Below are 15,695 nucleotides of genomic sequence, written 5' to 3'. Positions count from 1 at the left end.
GCGCCGTGCCGCGGCGTTTTCGTGCAGGATGCGCAGGTACAGGGCGTGCCGGGCCGGATCGATCCGCTTTTCCGCAAGCGCTTGCAGGACACCGCAGCCGGGCGCGTGCTGGTGCGTGCAGTTGTAGAAGCGGCATTGCGCCGCGTAGGGGGCAAACTCCGGAAAACCCCTTTCGATTTCCTCGCGCGACAGATGCTGCAGGCCGAACGCCTGGTAGCCCGGGGAATCGATCAGGTCTCCGCCTTCGGGCAGATGGTAAAGACGCGTGCTGGTGGTGGTATGCCGGCCCATGTCCAAGGCGATCGAATGTTCGCGCGTGGCGGCATTGGTCCCCGGTATCAGGTCGTTGAGCAGCGTCGATTTGCCCATGCCGCTCTGGCCCAGCAGCAGGCTGATATGTCCCTTCATATGCGGGTATAGCGTCTGGCGCGCCGCCTCGGGCTGCAGGGCGCTGACTTCCAGCACGGGTACCCCCAGGCGGGCCAGGGGAGCCAGCCTGGCGCGTGTCTCGTCCAGGCCCTCGTGCAGATCGATCTTGTTCAGCACGATCAATGGCGTGATGCCCGCGCTCCACGCTCCCGCCAGCGCGCGGCCGGCCAGGTCGTCGGAGAATGTCGGCAGGACGGCCACGACGATGAAGAGGCGATCGACATTCGCCGCGAATTGCTTGGCGCGCATCTCGTCGGAGCGGTACAGCAGATTGCTGCGCGGCAGGATCTGCTCGATGGCGCCTTCGTCGCGGCCCTGCGGAGCGATGCGCACCCGGTCGCCTACGGCAGCGCCGGCTTTCTTGCCGCGTGGAAAACACTGCCGCAGCGCGCCGTCGGCCATTTCGACCAGATAATGCCGTCCATGGGCCGCAACGATGCGGCCTTCCAGCAGGCCGCTGGGGGAAACGCCAGGGGGGCCGCCGGGGTCCGCTTCATCACCCGGTTCCCGTATTCTAGGTTTGGCCTTGTCCGCTTGCACGATGGTGGCGGCGTCCTGGCGGCCCGGCCGGGAAGGGCGATAGGGGCGGCTCATCGAGCGGCCGCGGCCAGATGCCGGATGCGCACCGCCGCCGGGGGATGACTGTCGTAGAACGCGGAATGCACGGGATCCGGCGTCAATGTGGCCGCGTTGTCGTCATACAGCTTGACCAGCGCCGACACCAGTTGGTCGGCGGAACTCTGGCGTGCCGCGTAGTCGTCGGCCTGGAACTCATCGCGTCGCGAATACCAGCTGGCGATGGGCGTGAACAGGAACGTGAAGACCGGCACGACCAGGAAGAAGAGCAGCAGCGCCATCGCATCGTTGCGGCCGTCCAGGCGCGGCAGGACACCCAGTTGCTCGTAGAACCAGGGCTGGCGGGCCAGCCATCCCAATAGCGCGAAGAATCCCAGGGCAAGGGCGAAGCTGAGCAAGATACGGCGCGTGATGTGCCGCCGCGCGAAGTGCCCGAGTTCATGGGCCAGCACGGCTTCGATCTCATCGCCGTTCAGGCGCGCCAGCAGGGTGTCGAAGAAAACGATGCGGCGGGACTTGCCGAAGCCGGTGAAATACGCGTTGCCGTGGCCGGAGCGCCGCGATCCGTCCATGACGAATAGTCCGTTGATGGCGAACCCGCAACGCTGCACCAGTTTCCGAATGCGGGCGGACAGGTCCTGGTCGGCCAGCGGCGTGAACTTGTTGAACAGGGGAGCGATGACCATGGGAAACAGTAGCAGCGTCAGCAGGCTGAATCCCACCCATACACCCCAGGCCCAGATCCACCATAGCGAACCGGCCTTGCCCATCAGCCAGAGGATGGCAGCCACCAGCGGCAGGCCGATCGCTGCGGTCAGGAGTATCCCCTTGAGCATGTCCGAGACGAACAGGGCCGGCGTCATCCGGTTGAACCCGAAGCGCGCTTCCAGCCTGAACTGCCGCCACACGGTGAAGGGCAGCTCCAGCGCGCCCAGCAGCAGTCCGGTGATGACCAGCAGCAGCAACTGGCGCAGGAAGTCGTTGTCCGTCAGCCGCCCGGCAAACAGGTCGATGGCCTGCAGTCCGCCAAGCAAAGTCAGGGCGATCAGCACCGCGGCGTCGAAAACGCGTTCCACGATGCCCAGCCGGACGCGCGCGACCGTGTAGTCGGCGGCGCGCTGGTGGCTGGCCAGTCCGATGCGGCTGGAGAATTCGGAGGGCACGCGGTCCCGGTGGCGGGCGACATGGCGGATTTGCCGCGTGGACAGCCAGAGCCTGATGCCGATATCGACGAGCAGGAGTGCAACGAACAGCAGTGTCAGCATGGATGGTCCGGGCTGGGAAACCGATATGAGAAAATCGGATTTTCAAAAGGCGAATTATATGGCTCTGAACGAGAACCGCCTGGTCTGGCTCGACATGGAGATGACGGGCCTGGATCCGGAAAAAGAACGCATTATCGAAGTGGCCGTCGTGGTGACGGAGCCGGACTTGACCATCGTGGCCGAAGGGCCGGCGCTGGCCATACACCAGCCCGACAGCCTGCTGGAAGCGATGGACAATTGGAACAAGTCCACGCACGGGAAAAGCGGGCTTATCGACAAGGTAAAGGCGTCCACCATCAGCGAAGCCCAGGCCGAAGACATCCTGATCGCCTTCCTGTCGCAACATGTCCCGCCCGGCAAGTCGCCGCTGTGCGGCAACACCATCAGCCAGGACCGGCGCTTCATGTTCCGCTATATGCCCCGGCTGGAGCAATTCTTCCATTACCGCAATCTGGATGTCAGCACTTTGAAGGAACTGGCGCGCCGCTGGCGGCCGGATGTCTACAAAAGTTTCGAGAAAAAAAGCCGGCATGAAGCGCTGGCCGACATCCACGATTCCATCGACGAGCTGAAGCACTACCGCGAGCACTTTCTCAAGGTGTGACGCCGGCATGGCGAACGCCCGGGCCGGCGGCAGCGCCGGCCCGTACCGCTAGCGACCCCCGAAACGGCGCAGAGCGTCGGCGGCCAAGGGCCGGAAGTGGCCATCGCCGTGGCCAGCGATGGTTTGCAGATGGGCCTCCGAGGCATCGAACAGGCCCCAGTACAGGCGGCGGCACATAGCCCGGGCCGGGTGTCCCGGCCAGTCCGGCGCGAGCATGTCCGCGGGCAAGCGCGGATCGTGCAGCACGATGCGCCGCCACCGGTGAAGCAGCAGCATACGGGCGGCGAAAGCGGCCGCCGCCGGCGGCGCGCCCCGGTCCTGCCCGTTCAGGGCGTTCAGCGTTTTCTCCAGCGGCGTGAACTGGTGGATGAATTCGCGGTACTGGTCCGCCAGTTCGCCCAGGTTCCAGCATTGCGACGCCAGCGCCGCCAGGGGCAGGGCACCCACGCCGGGCAGATCGCGTCCGGCCAGCACCACCGCCTTGTCCGATATGCCCAGCGATTCGAGGATGCCGCCGGCGGGATCCGGCTGCCCGCGCGGGTGGGCGAACACCCCGGGCGCGACCATGCCATAGCCTTCCCATTCCAGCGCCCGTCGCAGTTCGGCGCGTTCGGCCAGCCCGTTGTTCGTGCGCGGGATGACGACCAGCGTCCACTCGCCGTTCCAGGCGGGTTCGGACGCCTGGTAAATGCGCTGCGCGGCATGCGACGTATGGCGCGAGCCCTGAGGGGACAGCCGGTACAGGCTGCGGCGGCCATGCCGTTCGGCGTGGAGCCAGCCTTCGGCGACCAGGCGGAATACGCTGGTGCGCAACAGCCGTTCATTGATGCCCAGCGGTTGCAGCAAGGCGATCAGGTCGCCCAGCCAGATCGCCCCGCCGTGCGGCTCCATCGCGTCGCCCAGCAGGCTGACGCAGAGCGATTTGGCGCGTGGCGGGTCGGCCGCGATCAGGCGGGCGGTAAGGCGTTCCAGCGCGGACGCGGCAGGGGCCATGGGAAGGAAGACGAGCCTGTATGGACAACCGCAACATGATACATAAAACCAATGTGATACAGAAATGCGTTTGACAGACGAATTTCTGTATTAAATAATCGTTGCATCGTCATGACGTCAAAGACGCGGGCAGGAGACAAGCACCATGGACGTGCACGCACAAGAAACCGGGCATTCCCTTGCGGCCGCCGATGCGGATCCGGCGGAGCAGGCATTCCAGCGGCGCATCGACGCCGGCGTACGCGTCGAGCCGCGCGACGCCATGCCGGACGCCTACCGCCGGACGCTGATCCGCCAGATCTCGCAGCATGCGCACTCCGAGATCGTCGGCATGCTGCCGGAAGGCAACTGGATATCGCGCGCACCCACCCTCAAGCGCAAGGCCATCCTTCTGGCCAAGGTGCAGGACGAGTGCGGGCACGGGCTTTATCTTTACAGTGCCGCCGAAACCCTGGGCACCTCGCGCGACGCAATGATCGCGGACTTGCACGGCGGCAAGGCCAAATATTCGAGCATTTTCAATTACCCCACATTGTCATGGGCCGACATCGGCATGATCGGTTGGCTGGTGGACGGTTCGGCCATCATCAACCAGATTCCGCTGTGCCGCTGTTCGTACGGGCCCTACGCCCGCGCCATGGTCCGCATCTGCAAGGAAGAATCATTCCACCAGCGGCAGGGCTATGACCTGCTCATCCAGATGTGCCTGCACGGCACGCCGGAACAGAAAGCCATGTGCCAGGACGCCCTGGATCGCTGGTGGTGGCCGGCCCTGATGATGTTCGGGCCGCCCGATGCGGAATCGCCGAACAGCGCGCGCTCCACGCGCTGGCGCATCAAGCTTTTCTCCAATGACGAGCTGCGCCAGAAGATGGTCGACCAGTCGGTGCCGCAGGCGGAATACCTGGGCCTGCGGATTCCGGATCCGGCCTTGCGCTGGAACGCGGAACGAGGGCATTACGACTTCGGGGAAATCGACTGGACGGAATTCCGTGCCGTGCTGGATGGCCACGGGCCCTGCAACCGCGAACGCCTGCAGGCGCGCGTGCGCGCACACGAAGACGGCGCCTGGGTGCGCGACGCCATGGCTGCCCATGCCGAAAAACAGCGGGCGCGCAAGGCTGCCTGACGGCGGCTTCCCGGAACACGCGCGGCCGCAACGGAGGATCGTATGGACGACACACAGTGGCCTCTTTGGGAGGTCTTCATCCGCGGGCAGCACGGCCTGGCCCACAAGCACGTCGGCAGCGTGCATGCACCCGACGCCGAAATGGCGCTGATGAATGCCCGCGACGTCTACACACGCCGCAACGAGGGCATGAGCATATGGGTCGTGCGCGCCTGCGACATCGTCGCCAGCGACCCGTCGGACAAAGCGGCGCTGTTCGATCCCGCCCGCGGCAAGGTCTATCGGCATCCGACCTTTTTCCCGATGCCCGACGAAGTCAAGCACATGTAGGAATCCCACGATGGACCGCTGTCTGTTCGATTTCGCGCTGCGCATGGGCGATACCACGCTGATCCTGTCGCAAAGGCTGTCCGCCTGGTGCGGCCACGGCCCCATCCTGGAAGAAGACCTGGCGCTTACCAACACGGCGCTGGATCTGCTGGGGCAGGCGCGCCTGTGGCTGACGCTGGCCGCCGAGGCGGAAGGGGCGGGGCGCGATGAAGACCAGCTCGCCTATCTGCGCGACGCCCACGAGTTTCGCAATGTGCTGCTGGTGGAAAGGGCCAATGGCGACTATGGCGATACGATGGTGCGCCAGTTCTTCTTCGATACCTGGCACTACTTTCTTTTGGACCGGCTGACGTCATCGTCCGAGCCCCGGGTCGCGGCCATCGCGGAAAAAGCGGTGAAGGAGGCGGCATACCATGCGCGCCGTTCCGCCGATATCGTCGTGCGCCTGGGCGATGGCACGCCGGAAAGCCACGGCCGCATGCAGGCGGCCGTGGAGGCCGCGTGGCCCTATACGGGCGAACTCTTCACCGACGACGACACCGACGCGCAAGCCTGCCGCCGCGGTATCGCCTGCCCGCTTGCCGAGCTGTGGGATCCCTGGCTGGCGCAGGTGCGCGCGGTGCTGGAAGAGGCCACCCTGGCCTTGCCGGACGAAGCGCTGGCGCGTCACGCCGCCTATCGCGGTGGAAGGCAAGGAAGACACACCGAGGCGCTGGGACCCTTGCTGGCCGAGATGCAGTTCCTGCAACGCGCGTATCCGGGGGCCGCATGGTAGCGCCCGTCCTGCCACAGGCCCAGGCACCGGCGTCGCGGATCGCGCCGGAATGCATCGCGCGTTGGCTGGATGCCGTGCGGGATCCGGAAATGCCCGCGCTGTCGGTCACCGACCTGGGCATCGTGCGCGACATCGCCTGGGAAGGGCCGGATGCCGCTCCCGTCTGCGTGGTCACCATCACGCCCACGTATTCCGGTTGCCCCGCCATGCGTGAAATCACTCAGGATGTCGAATGGGTGTTGCGTGGCCACGGTATCCCCGCGGTATCGGTGCGCACGCGGCTGGCGCCGGCCTGGACGACCGATTGGCTCTCGGAGCGGGGCCGGCGGGCCTTGCTGGCCGAAGGCATCGCACCGCCAGCGCAACGCGCCATCGACGTCTCCGGCATTGCCCGGCGCGCGGCGCCCGCGGTGGCCTGCCCGCATTGCGGCTCCATGGACACGCGCATGCTCAGCGGCTTCGGCGCCACGTCCTGCCGTGCCCTCTATCGCTGCAACGGCTGCCGCGAGCCGTTCGATTATTTCAAATCCCATTGAGTCGCCACGCCATGGCCAGTTCCTTCCATCCCTTGAGGGTCGTCGACGTGGCGCGCGATACGCGCGATGCGGTCGTGCTCACTTTCGATCTGCCGCCGGCGCTGGTGCCGGACTTCCCGTTCCGGCCCGGGCAGTACCTGACCTTGCGTACCCGCGTGGGCGAGCAAGAGCTGCGGCGGTCCTATTCGATCTGCTCGTCGCCGCAGGATGGCGCGCTGAAGGTCGCGATCAAGCGGGTGGACGACGGGGCATTTTCCAGCTGGGCCAATCGCGAGCTGCAAGCCGGCACCGTGTTGGACGTAATGCCGCCGGACGGCGAATTCACCGTCGACTTCGCGGCCGGACAGGCCCGCCACTACGTGGCGTTCGCGGTCGGCAGCGGCATCACGCCGGTGTATTCGCTGATCAAGACCGCGCTGGCCACCGAGCCCGACAGCCGCTTTACGCTGTTCTACGGCAATCGCGCCTCGTCCTCGGTGCTGTTCCGCGAGGCGCTGGAGGACTTGAAAAACCGCTACATGACGCGCTTTTCGCTATGCCACGTCATGAGCCGCGAAACGCAGGATGTCGAACTTTTCAATGGACGCCTGGATGGCGCCAAGGTGGAAAGCCTGCTGACGCGATGGCTGCGCGTGCGGGATATCGATTACGTTTTCTTGTGTGGGCCCCAGGCCATGATCGAGGACGTCGTTCCCACACTGGAGCGCCTGGGTTTCCCGCGCGAGCGCATCAAGTTCGAACTGTTCGGCGCGCCGCGCGCGGCGCGCGGGCCGCGTCAGGGGGGCATCGTCGCGGGCCAATCGCAGTGCCGCGTTACGGTGGTGCAGGACGGACACCGGCGCAGCTTCACCATCGACAAGAATCGCGACAGTGTGCTGGACTCCGCGCTGGCGCAGGGTATCGAACTTCCGTATTCCTGCAAGGGCGGAGTCTGTTCCACCTGCCGCTGCAAGGTGGTCGAAGGCGAAGTGGATATGGATGCGAATTTCGCCCTGGAGGACTATGAAGTCGCCCGGGGTTTCGTCTTGAGTTGCCAGAGCTATCCGGTCAGCGACACGCTGGTACTGGATTTCGACCAGGAAAACTGAACGGCCCGGGCCGTTCGCGCAGGAGACTACCGTGACCACAGATTTTTTCGAACGACACCGCGATCTGCTCGAGCAGGCCGTGCGGGCCACCGAGAGCCGTCAATACTGGAGCCCGTTTCCGGAATCGCCCAGCCCGCGCAATTATGGCGAGACCGCCGGCGATGCCGGGCGCGCGGCTTTCGACGCGCTGCGGGGGGGCGATTTCCCCCTGCAGGTCGACGGTGCGGACCTGATGGCGGGCGGCGAGCGTTCGCCCTTCGGTTTCGATCTGCATATCAGCTATCCGCGCCTGTCGCCGCAGGCCACGGTGGCGGCGTCGGCGCGCGCGCTGGCGAAGTGGCGCCGCGCCGGACCGCGTGCATGGGCCGGCGTATCCCTGGAAATCCTGCAGCGGCTGAACCAGGCCAGTTTCGAAATCGCCCACGCCGTGCAACATACGACTGGCCAGGGCTACCTGATGGCTTTTCAGGCAGGCGGTCCGCATGCCCAGGATCGCGGCCTGGAGGCCGTGGCCTATGCCTGGCGCGAGATGGCGCGCATCCCCGAACAGGTCGTCTGGGAGAAGCCACAGGGCAAGCAGGACCCGCTGCGCATGGAAAAGCATTTCGCCGTCGTACCGCGCGGTGTCGCGCTGGTGATCGGGTGCTCCACTTTTCCTACCTGGAATAGCTATCCCGGCCTGTTCGCCAGCCTGGCGACCGGCAACACGGTGATCGTCAAGCCGCATCCCACCGCCATTCTGCCGCTCGCGATAACCGTGCGCATCGCCCGCGAGACGCTGGCCGAAGCCGGCTACGACCCGGATGTGGTATTGCTGGCGCCCCATCCCGCGGGCGATGACACGGCACAGGTCCTGGCCACCGATCCTCACGTGAAAATCGTCGATTTCACCGGCAGCAAGGCGAACGGCGAATGGCTGGAACGGCACGCCCGGCAAGCGCAGGTCTACACCGAGAAATCCGGTGTGAACGCCGTTATCGTCGACTCGGTGGACGACCTGAAGGCCATGGCGCGCAATCTGGCGTTTTCGCTTGCGCTCTACAGCGGGCAGATGTGCACGGCGCCGCAGAACATCCATGTGCCGCGCGACGGCATCCGCACGGCGCAGGGCCGTGCCAGTTTCGAGGAAGTGGCAAGTGCCATCGCGGCGGCGCTGCAAGCCTTGACGGCGGACGACGCCAAGGCCGCCGACCTGTTGGGCGGCATCCAGGCCGATGCCACGCTGGCTCGCCTGGACGAGGCACGCGACCTGGGCCTGGCGATGCTGGCGCAGAGCCGGTCCGTCACCCACCCGCAGTTCGACGGTGCGCGCATCCGCACGCCCCTGCTGCTGCGGGCCGATGCGAACCACCCCGCCATTCAGCGGGAATGGTTCGGCCCGATCGCCTTTGTCGTCGAAACCGAGAGCACGGCGCAAAGCATCGCGCTGGCGCGTGACGGCGCGCGCGAGCACGGGGCGTTGACGCTGTCGGCCTATACCACCGATGCGGAGGTCGCCCGGGCCGTGCGCGATGCTTCGGAAGACGCGGGCGTGGCGCTTTCGCTTAATCTGACGGGCGGCGTGTTCGTCAATCAATCGGCGGCGTTCAGCGATTTCCATGGCACCGGCGCCAACCCGGCGGCAAATGCATCGCTGTGCGACAGCGCGTACGTGGCGAATCGCTTCAGGGTCGTGCAGGCCCGCTGGCATATCTGATACCGCGGATCCGATTCCGCGCACCCAAGGACCGTCCGCATCATGACGACATCGTACGAAGACATCCGGTTCACGCTGCAGGACGGCATCGCCCGCCTCACCTTGAACCGCCCCGACAAGCTCAATTGCTTCACCGCGCGCATGCATGGCGAAGTGGCCAGCGCGCTGGACCAGGTAGAGCGGGCGTCCGCCCGGGTCCTGCTGATTACCGGGGCGGGACGCGGCTTCTGCGCCGGCCAGGATCTGAGCGAACGGCGTCCCGCGCCGGGCGCCCCGCAAGTGGACCTGGGCGAGACCGTCGAAAAATACTATGCGCCGCTGGTGCGGCGGCTGCACGCGTTGCCGCTGCCGGTGGTCGTCGGCGTGAATGGTGTCGCGGCGGGCGCCGGCGCCAATCTGGCGCTGGCTGGCGATATCGTCATCGCCAAAGAGTCCGCCAGCTTCATCGAAGTGTTCTGCCGCTTGGGATTGATCCCGGATACCGGTGGCACCTATGTCCTGCCGCGATTGGTCGGACGGGCGCGGGCGATGGGCATGGCCATGCTGGGTGAAAGGATCGATGCGCGCCAGGCGCAGCAATGGGGGCTGATCTGGCAATGTGTCGCCGACGATGCCTTCGACGCCACGCTCGAAACCCTGTGCCGGCATTTCGCCGCCGCGCCCACCAAAGGCCTGGCATATACCAAGCGTGCGCTGCTGGCCAGCATGGACCATACCCTGGACGAACAACTGGCGCTGGAGGTGGAAATGATGCGCGAACTGGGCCGTAGCCAGGACTACGCCGAGGGCGTGGCGGCCTTCCTGGAAAAACGCGAACCCCGGTTCCAGGGACGATGATGGACGACTCGCGCGCCATGCCCGCATCCACGCCCGCCGACCCGGCCGATCCCGCCGCGCTGGCACGCGCGGTGGCGGATGCCATGTACGCGGCCGATGCCGCCAGCCAGGCGCTGGGCATGCGCCTGGCCGATGTCGGCCCCGGCCATGCCAGCCTGACCATGCCCGTGCGGTCGGACATGCTGAATGGACATCGCACCTGCCACGGCGGCTTTATTTTCTCGCTGGCGGACAGTGCCTTCGCCTTCGCGTGCAATTCACGCAATGTCAGTACCGTGGCGTCGGGCTGCACCATCGATTTCCTGGCGCCGGCCCGCGAGGACGACGTGCTGACCGCGACGGCGCGCGAGCGATCGCTGGCCGGCCGCACGGGAGTCTATGACGTGACCGTCACCAATCAGGATGGCCAGGCGGTGGCGTTGTTCCGCGGCCGCTCGTATCGCATCAAGGGGCAGATCCTCGGCGATTGAGGCGCCGGGGCAGGACGACGCGGCCGCCGGATACCGGTCGCGCGGCATAAAAGAATCGGAGACATCATCATGGCCACGCCAAGCAAGCCGGGACTGGATCCCATCGAACACGCCAGCCGCGACGAAATCGAGGCGCTGCAGTTGCGGCGCCTGCAATGGACGCTCGCGCATGCGTATGCGAATGTGCCGCACTACCGCCAGGCTTTCGACGCGGCGGGCGTGCACCCCGCGGATCTCAGGCAGCTGGCAGACCTGGCCAGGTTTCCCTTCACCACCAAACAGGATCTGCGCGACAACTATCCCTTCGGCATGTTCGCCGTGCCACGCGAACAGATAGCGCGCGTGCATGCGTCCAGCGGCACCACCGGCAAGCCGACCGTGGTGGGCTACACCCGCGAGGACCTGGATAACTGGGCCGGCCTGGTGGCACGGTCGATCCGCGCATCGGGGGGCAGGCCGGGCGACATCGTGCACATCGCCTACGGCTATGGATTGTTCACCGGCGGCCTGGGCGCGCATTATGGCGCCGAGCGGCTGGGCTGCACGGTCATCCCGATGTCCGGCGGACAGACGGAAAAACAGGTCCAGCTGATCCAGGATTTCCGTCCGGACATCATCATGGTGACGCCCTCGTACTTCTGCAATATCCTCGAGGAAATGGACCGGCAGGGCATGGATCCGCGAGCATCCTCCTTGCGCATCGGTATCTTTGGCGCGGAGCCGTGGACGGGCAGGCTGCGCGAAGAGCTGGAGGCACGTGCCGGCATCGATGCGGTGGATATCTACGGACTCTCCGAGGTCATGGGGCCGGGGGTAGCCAACGAATGCGTGGAAGCCAAGGATGGACCGGTCATCTGGGAAGATCATTTCTATCCCGAGATCGTCGATCCCGACAGCGGCCTGCCGGTGGCCGATGGCGAGCCCGGCGAGCTGGTTTTCACCTCGCTTACCAAGCAGGCCATGCCGGTCATTCGCTATCGCACGCGGGACCTGACGCGATTGCTCCCGCCTACCGCGCGCAGCATGCGGCGCATGGGCAAGATCACGGGCCGCAGCGACGACATGCTTATCGTGCGTGGCGTGAACCTGTTCCCCACCCAGGTAGAGGAACTTGTGCTGAAAACCGGCCAATTGGCGCCGCACTACCAATTGGTGCTGACACGCGCCGGCGCCCTGGACGAACTGGAGATCCTCGCCGAACCCAGGCCCGAACTGGAGGGCATGGCCGACGAAGCACGCGCCGCGCTGGCTGGCCAGCTGGCCCAGGCGGTCAAGGCGCACATAGGTGTCAGCGCCGCGGTACGGGTGCTCGAATGCGGCCAGGTCGAACGGACCCTTACCGGCAAGGCCCGCAGGGTGGTCGACAAGCGGCCGAAGTAGCGGCGCGGCGCCTGCGTGGCTAGGTCAGGCTGGCGCGAACGATGCGCCGGTACCAGGCATGCAGCAGCGTCGCCGAAAGACCCAGGCCGAAGATCGCCATGAGCCACATTGTGCCCGCGCCCACGGGCGAGCCCGGCAGCAGCAGGGTGCGCAGCGCATCCAGATGGCCGCGCGCGGGCCCGAAGCCGAAGAGCCATCCGCCGCCCAGGCCGAACAAACCCAGTGCGGCCACCTGCAGCACCAGCGGGACCACCGCGACCTTGTATGCGCGCAGCAGATAGGAGTTGATGCACTGCATCGCGTCGCACAGATGGAACAGGGGAATGACCTGCAAAAGGGTGGCGGCCACGGCGGCGACTTCCATATTGTCGGTGTAGGCGCGCAGGATCAGCGGCTTGCCCGCCCATAGCACGCAGGCGGTGAGGGTGGCGCCCAGCAGGCCCAGGGCCAGGCCGGCCATGCCCATGCGGTGAGCCTGTGCCGCCCGGCCGGCACCGATGGCTTGCGCTGTCAGGGAAGCGCTGGCCACGCCGATCGCCATCGGCATCATGTAGCACAGCGCGGCCAGGTTAGACATGATCTGGTGTCCGCCGATCACGAACGTGCCTTCGCGCGCCACCAGCAGCGCCATGAAGGTGAAGGCGCAGACTTCCACCAGGTAGGAGCCGCCCATGGGCAGGCCCAGCCGCAGCAATTCCTTTTGAGCGGTCCAGTCCGGCCGGCCCAGGCGCAGCTTGAAGCGCGCGTAGTACTTGTCGCGGCGCAGGATCCACAGGCCGGCGCCAAGGCTCATCCAAGATACGACGGCGCTCGACAGGCCCGCACCGGTCGCGCCCATGGCGGGCAGGCCCAGCTTGCCATAGATGAACAGCCAGTTGAACACGGCTTTGAACAGCACCGCGACCAGGTTGATTCCCATCACCAGCTTGGGGCGCGATACGGCGGTGCCCAGCGCATAGATGGTGCGGAACACCAGCGCCGCCGGCAATGCCAGCGTCAGCGCCTGCAGATAGCCGGCCACCCGGACGCGCACGTCGGGGGCGACGTTGCCCGACATCGACAGCCACGCGTCGGGAAACAGCATCAGCGCGCCGCCTATCGCGGACAGTCCGATGGCCAGCCACACGCCCTGGCCCCACATTGCGCCGACATCGCGCATGCGACCCGCGCCGAAGTGCTGGGCAAGGATGGGAATCAGCGCATGGATGACGCCCATCAGCCCGACGAACACGGTGATGTAGACCGAAGCCGACAGCGACATGGCGGCCAGGTCGTCCGGGCTGGCGTGGCCCGTCATGGCGGTATCCAGGACGCCGAAGGCGATGCCTGCCCACTGGCTGATGAGCACCGGCCAGGCCTGTCGCGCGATGGCGCGCACGGAGGCCCCGAAAGGGGCTTCGGTGGGCAGCGTTTGCGTCATCGGGGAGTGGTGGGGGGGACGCGCAGGAGGCGGAAGACTTCGCTGCGATCCGACAGGCGTCCTCCCTGCCACAGCACGTCCGCGCCATCGCTGTAGGCGGCCGTACCGTCCCGCAGGCTGCTGCGCGAGGTCTGCTGCAAAATCAGCGTGCAGCGGTTGTCATAGGGGAAGTTCAGGTCGTCGAAGACCAGGAAGGATGCGCGCTGGCCGCTGCCCAGTCCGAGCCCGCGCACGCACTCGCCCGGCCGCATGTTCTGCGCCAGCGCCGCGGCCAGTTCGCCGGAGACCTTGCGATAGCTGCGCGCGTAGTCCACGGGCGGTTGCCACAGCAGGACCAGCAGAATCCAGGTGGCGGCGAGTCCGGCCGCCGACATGACCGTGCCGCGCCACAGCGCGGTCGGCCGCACGCGCAGCCGCCATGCCACCAAGAGGATCCAGCCCACCGTGACGGCCAGGGCCAGCGCCACGGCGAGCCAGGAGATTTCCGGCACATAGCCGGTGGTCTGGCGCTGGATATTGCGGGCGATCTTGGCAGGGAAACCGAAATTCAGCGCAATCCATCCCAGCCAGACCGTAGCCGCGGTCAGCGAAAAACACATGACCGCAAACCAGTCCAGCGTATTGACCACGGCCCGCCGCAGGGTGGGCAGCGAAAACGCGGCCAGGCAGGCGCAGGGCAGGACCAGCAGGATGAATTCGCCTTCGGAAGGTTCGTCCGTGAACGCGATAAGGATCAACGGGCATACCAGCATGGCCACCGGCAGCCAGACGTGGGGGGCGTAGCGCCATGCCCACCAGCGCGATAGGGCCAGGATGGCAAGCGGCCAGGTGGGCCACAGATACCAGGGAAGATCGCGTAGCGTGCGCAGCAGGTCGCCGACTTCCGGCAGCGCGTAGTTATCGATATTCCAGAGCTTCCAGTTGCGGATCCAGTATTCGCTGGTCAAGGTGGCGGGAATCCACCACGCCAGCATGATCGCGGCGCACAGCGCGGCGGCCAGCAGCAGCCAGCGGCGCTGGACCCACAGGCCGCTCTTGGGATGGAAGGCCAGCAGGGAGCCCAGCATGATGGGCAGGGCGCCGACCCAGCCGCGCACGAGAAAGCTGGCGGCCAATGCCACGCCCAGGCTGACCGCCCCCACGCGAGGGCGGTCCAGCATGCGCGCCAGCGAATAAAAGGCGGCAGCCTGTGTCGCCATGATGGCGGGAATTTCGGAGGTTTCGTGTACGCGCTGCAGAATGCCCACCGTCGCCAGCAGCAGCAGCAGCGCCGCGTCGGCGAGCATACGCCCGTAGTCGCGCACCGTCGGTTCGCCGCCGAAGGGCAGGGCCAGCGGCTGGGCCTCCGGACGGCGGCCCAGCAGGTAGGTGCCGTACCACAGGGATGCGGTGGTAATGAAGAACCACAGCAGGTTCGGCAGCCGTCCCGCGGTGATATCGCCCATGATCGGGCCGAACAGCCACATCGATGCAGCGCCCACCCACGTGATAAGAGGGCCTTCCTCCGCATGCGCCAGGACGCCGACCTGTGGCAGCATCCAGGTATGGCCGCCATCGCGCACCGCGGTGAGCATGGTCGCCAGTCCCACCACGTCGTCCGTCTTCCACGGATCCCGCATGAACAAGCCGAACACGATATAGGCAACCGCCAGCCCCAGCAATGCCAGCCGGGGCAGTTTGACGGTTGCCGGCGCGGTCAGCCGGGCGGGGGTGGTGCGGGATATGGGGGACACGGGGCGTACTGTACCGGATAGATGACCGTCGTTTCTGTCTGAGAATGATCGGGCGTAAGAAAAAACCGCGCGGCGCCGGTCGGGGCGCTTGCTGGCGGCAAAAAAAAGCAGCCCGCAGGCTGCTTTTTTCGTGCGCGCGCTGTGCCGGCGATCAGGAGGCCGACTTGGCGGCACCCGTGGTGCGGGCGAAACGGGCGCGGAATTTTTCCACACGGCCGGTCTCGACGATGCGGGTCTGCGCACCGGTGTAGAACGGATGCGACTTGGACGTCACGTCGCACTTGAACAGCGGGTAGGTCGTGCCGTCCACGTCGATGGTTTCACGCGTGTTGATGGTGGAACCGATAATGAACTTGTCGCCCGTCTGGACGTCCATGAACACCACTTGGCGGTATTCAGGATGCGTATTCTGTTTCATGGATTTTCCTAGGAGT

16 protein-coding genes are annotated in these 15,695 nt (G+C 66.2%); 10 read left to right on the top strand and 6 right to left on the bottom strand.

The window, feature by feature from the left end:
- Both rsgA and ACO1P8_RS08575 read right to left on the bottom strand, forming a co-directional pair.
- Positions 1-831: ribosome small subunit-dependent GTPase A (gene rsgA / locus ACO1P8_RS08580; protein ID WP_486295469.1), on the bottom strand; the 831-nt coding region annotated here is incomplete at its 3' end.
- Between the two features lie 188 nt (positions 832-1,019).
- A complete protein-coding gene (locus ACO1P8_RS08575; protein WP_486295459.1) occupies positions 1,020-2,270 on the bottom strand; it encodes a M48 family metallopeptidase in 1,251 nt (416 codons plus the stop codon).
- Positions 2,271-2,328: 58 nt separating this feature from the next.
- Between ACO1P8_RS08575 and orn the strand changes: the two genes are divergently transcribed.
- Entirely contained in the window at positions 2,329-2,874 is a 546-nt protein-coding gene (orn, locus tag ACO1P8_RS08570; protein ID WP_486295458.1) for an oligoribonuclease, read from the top strand.
- Between the two features lie 48 nt (positions 2,875-2,922).
- On the opposite strand, the gene paaX is transcribed toward orn, so the two are convergent.
- Positions 2,923-3,867: a phenylacetic acid degradation operon negative regulatory protein PaaX gene (gene paaX / locus ACO1P8_RS08565; RefSeq protein ID WP_486295457.1), complete on the bottom strand. Its 945-nt coding sequence runs from the start codon at positions 3,865-3,867 to the stop codon at positions 2,923-2,925.
- 151 nt (positions 3,868-4,018) lie between these two features.
- Here paaX and paaA point away from each other — a divergent pair, with 151 nt between their 5' ends.
- The 9 genes from paaA to paaK all read left to right on the top strand — a co-directional run bounded on the left by paaA (position 4,019) and on the right by paaK (position 12,108).
- On the top strand, positions 4,019-4,996 hold the full coding sequence (gene paaA, locus ACO1P8_RS08560; protein WP_486295468.1) for a 1,2-phenylacetyl-CoA epoxidase subunit PaaA: 978 nt from the start codon (positions 4,019-4,021) through the stop codon (positions 4,994-4,996).
- 42 nt (positions 4,997-5,038) lie between these two features.
- A complete protein-coding gene (paaB, locus tag ACO1P8_RS08555) occupies positions 5,039-5,326 on the top strand; it encodes a 1,2-phenylacetyl-CoA epoxidase subunit PaaB (RefSeq protein WP_486295456.1) in 288 nt (95 codons plus the stop codon).
- A gap of 10 nt (positions 5,327-5,336) precedes the next feature.
- The gene (gene paaC / locus ACO1P8_RS08550) at positions 5,337-6,101 is read left to right on the top strand and encodes a 1,2-phenylacetyl-CoA epoxidase subunit PaaC (protein WP_486295455.1); all 765 of its coding nucleotides are present in this window, start codon (positions 5,337-5,339) and stop codon (positions 6,099-6,101) included.
- On the top strand, positions 6,095-6,637 hold the full coding sequence (gene paaD, locus ACO1P8_RS08545; RefSeq protein WP_486295454.1) for a 1,2-phenylacetyl-CoA epoxidase subunit PaaD: 543 nt from the start codon (positions 6,095-6,097) through the stop codon (positions 6,635-6,637). The genes paaC and paaD overlap by 7 nt, the downstream gene beginning before the upstream one ends.
- 11 nt (positions 6,638-6,648) lie before the next feature.
- Positions 6,649-7,725, top strand: coding sequence for a 1,2-phenylacetyl-CoA epoxidase subunit PaaE (gene paaE / locus ACO1P8_RS08540; RefSeq protein ID WP_486295453.1), 1,077 nt, complete (start codon positions 6,649-6,651; stop codon positions 7,723-7,725).
- Positions 7,726-7,756: 31 nt separating this feature from the next.
- Entirely contained in the window at positions 7,757-9,421 is a 1,665-nt protein-coding gene (paaN, locus tag ACO1P8_RS08535) for a phenylacetic acid degradation protein PaaN (RefSeq protein ID WP_486295452.1), read from the top strand.
- 42 nt (positions 9,422-9,463) lie between these two features.
- On the top strand, positions 9,464-10,258 hold the full coding sequence (gene paaG, locus ACO1P8_RS08530; protein ID WP_486295451.1) for a 2-(1,2-epoxy-1,2-dihydrophenyl)acetyl-CoA isomerase PaaG: 795 nt from the start codon (positions 9,464-9,466) through the stop codon (positions 10,256-10,258).
- Positions 10,259-10,275: 17 nt separating this feature from the next.
- Entirely contained in the window at positions 10,276-10,728 is a 453-nt protein-coding gene (paaI, locus tag ACO1P8_RS08525; RefSeq protein WP_486295450.1) for a hydroxyphenylacetyl-CoA thioesterase PaaI, read from the top strand.
- A gap of 66 nt (positions 10,729-10,794) precedes the next feature.
- Positions 10,795-12,108, top strand: a complete 1,314-nt coding sequence (paaK, locus tag ACO1P8_RS08520) for a phenylacetate--CoA ligase PaaK (RefSeq protein ID WP_486295467.1) — start codon at positions 10,795-10,797, stop codon at positions 12,106-12,108.
- A 19-nt stretch (positions 12,109-12,127) separates the two neighbouring features.
- Here the strand turns inward: paaK and ACO1P8_RS08515 are convergent, their stop codons facing one another.
- The 3 genes from ACO1P8_RS08515 to ACO1P8_RS08505 all read right to left on the bottom strand — a co-directional run bounded on the left by ACO1P8_RS08515 (position 12,128) and on the right by ACO1P8_RS08505 (position 15,679).
- Positions 12,128-13,528: an MATE family efflux transporter gene (locus ACO1P8_RS08515; protein WP_486295449.1), complete on the bottom strand. Its 1,401-nt coding sequence runs from the start codon at positions 13,526-13,528 to the stop codon at positions 12,128-12,130.
- Positions 13,525-15,261, bottom strand: coding sequence for an ArnT family glycosyltransferase (locus tag ACO1P8_RS08510; protein WP_486295448.1), 1,737 nt, complete (start codon positions 15,259-15,261; stop codon positions 13,525-13,527). Before ACO1P8_RS08510 ends, ACO1P8_RS08515 begins: the two co-directional genes overlap by 4 nt.
- A 151-nt stretch (positions 15,262-15,412) precedes the next feature.
- Positions 15,413-15,679 (bottom strand): type B 50S ribosomal protein L31, encoded by a 267-nt coding sequence (locus ACO1P8_RS08505; protein WP_094842898.1) that lies wholly within the window; start codon positions 15,677-15,679, stop codon positions 15,413-15,415.
- Between the last annotated feature and the right edge of the window lie 16 nt (positions 15,680-15,695).

The sequence above is a fragment of the Bordetella sp. genome, assembly GCF_057362025.1.
The sequence above is the reverse complement of the archived record's forward strand: the minus strand, read 5'-3'. Positions and strand labels throughout refer to the sequence as shown.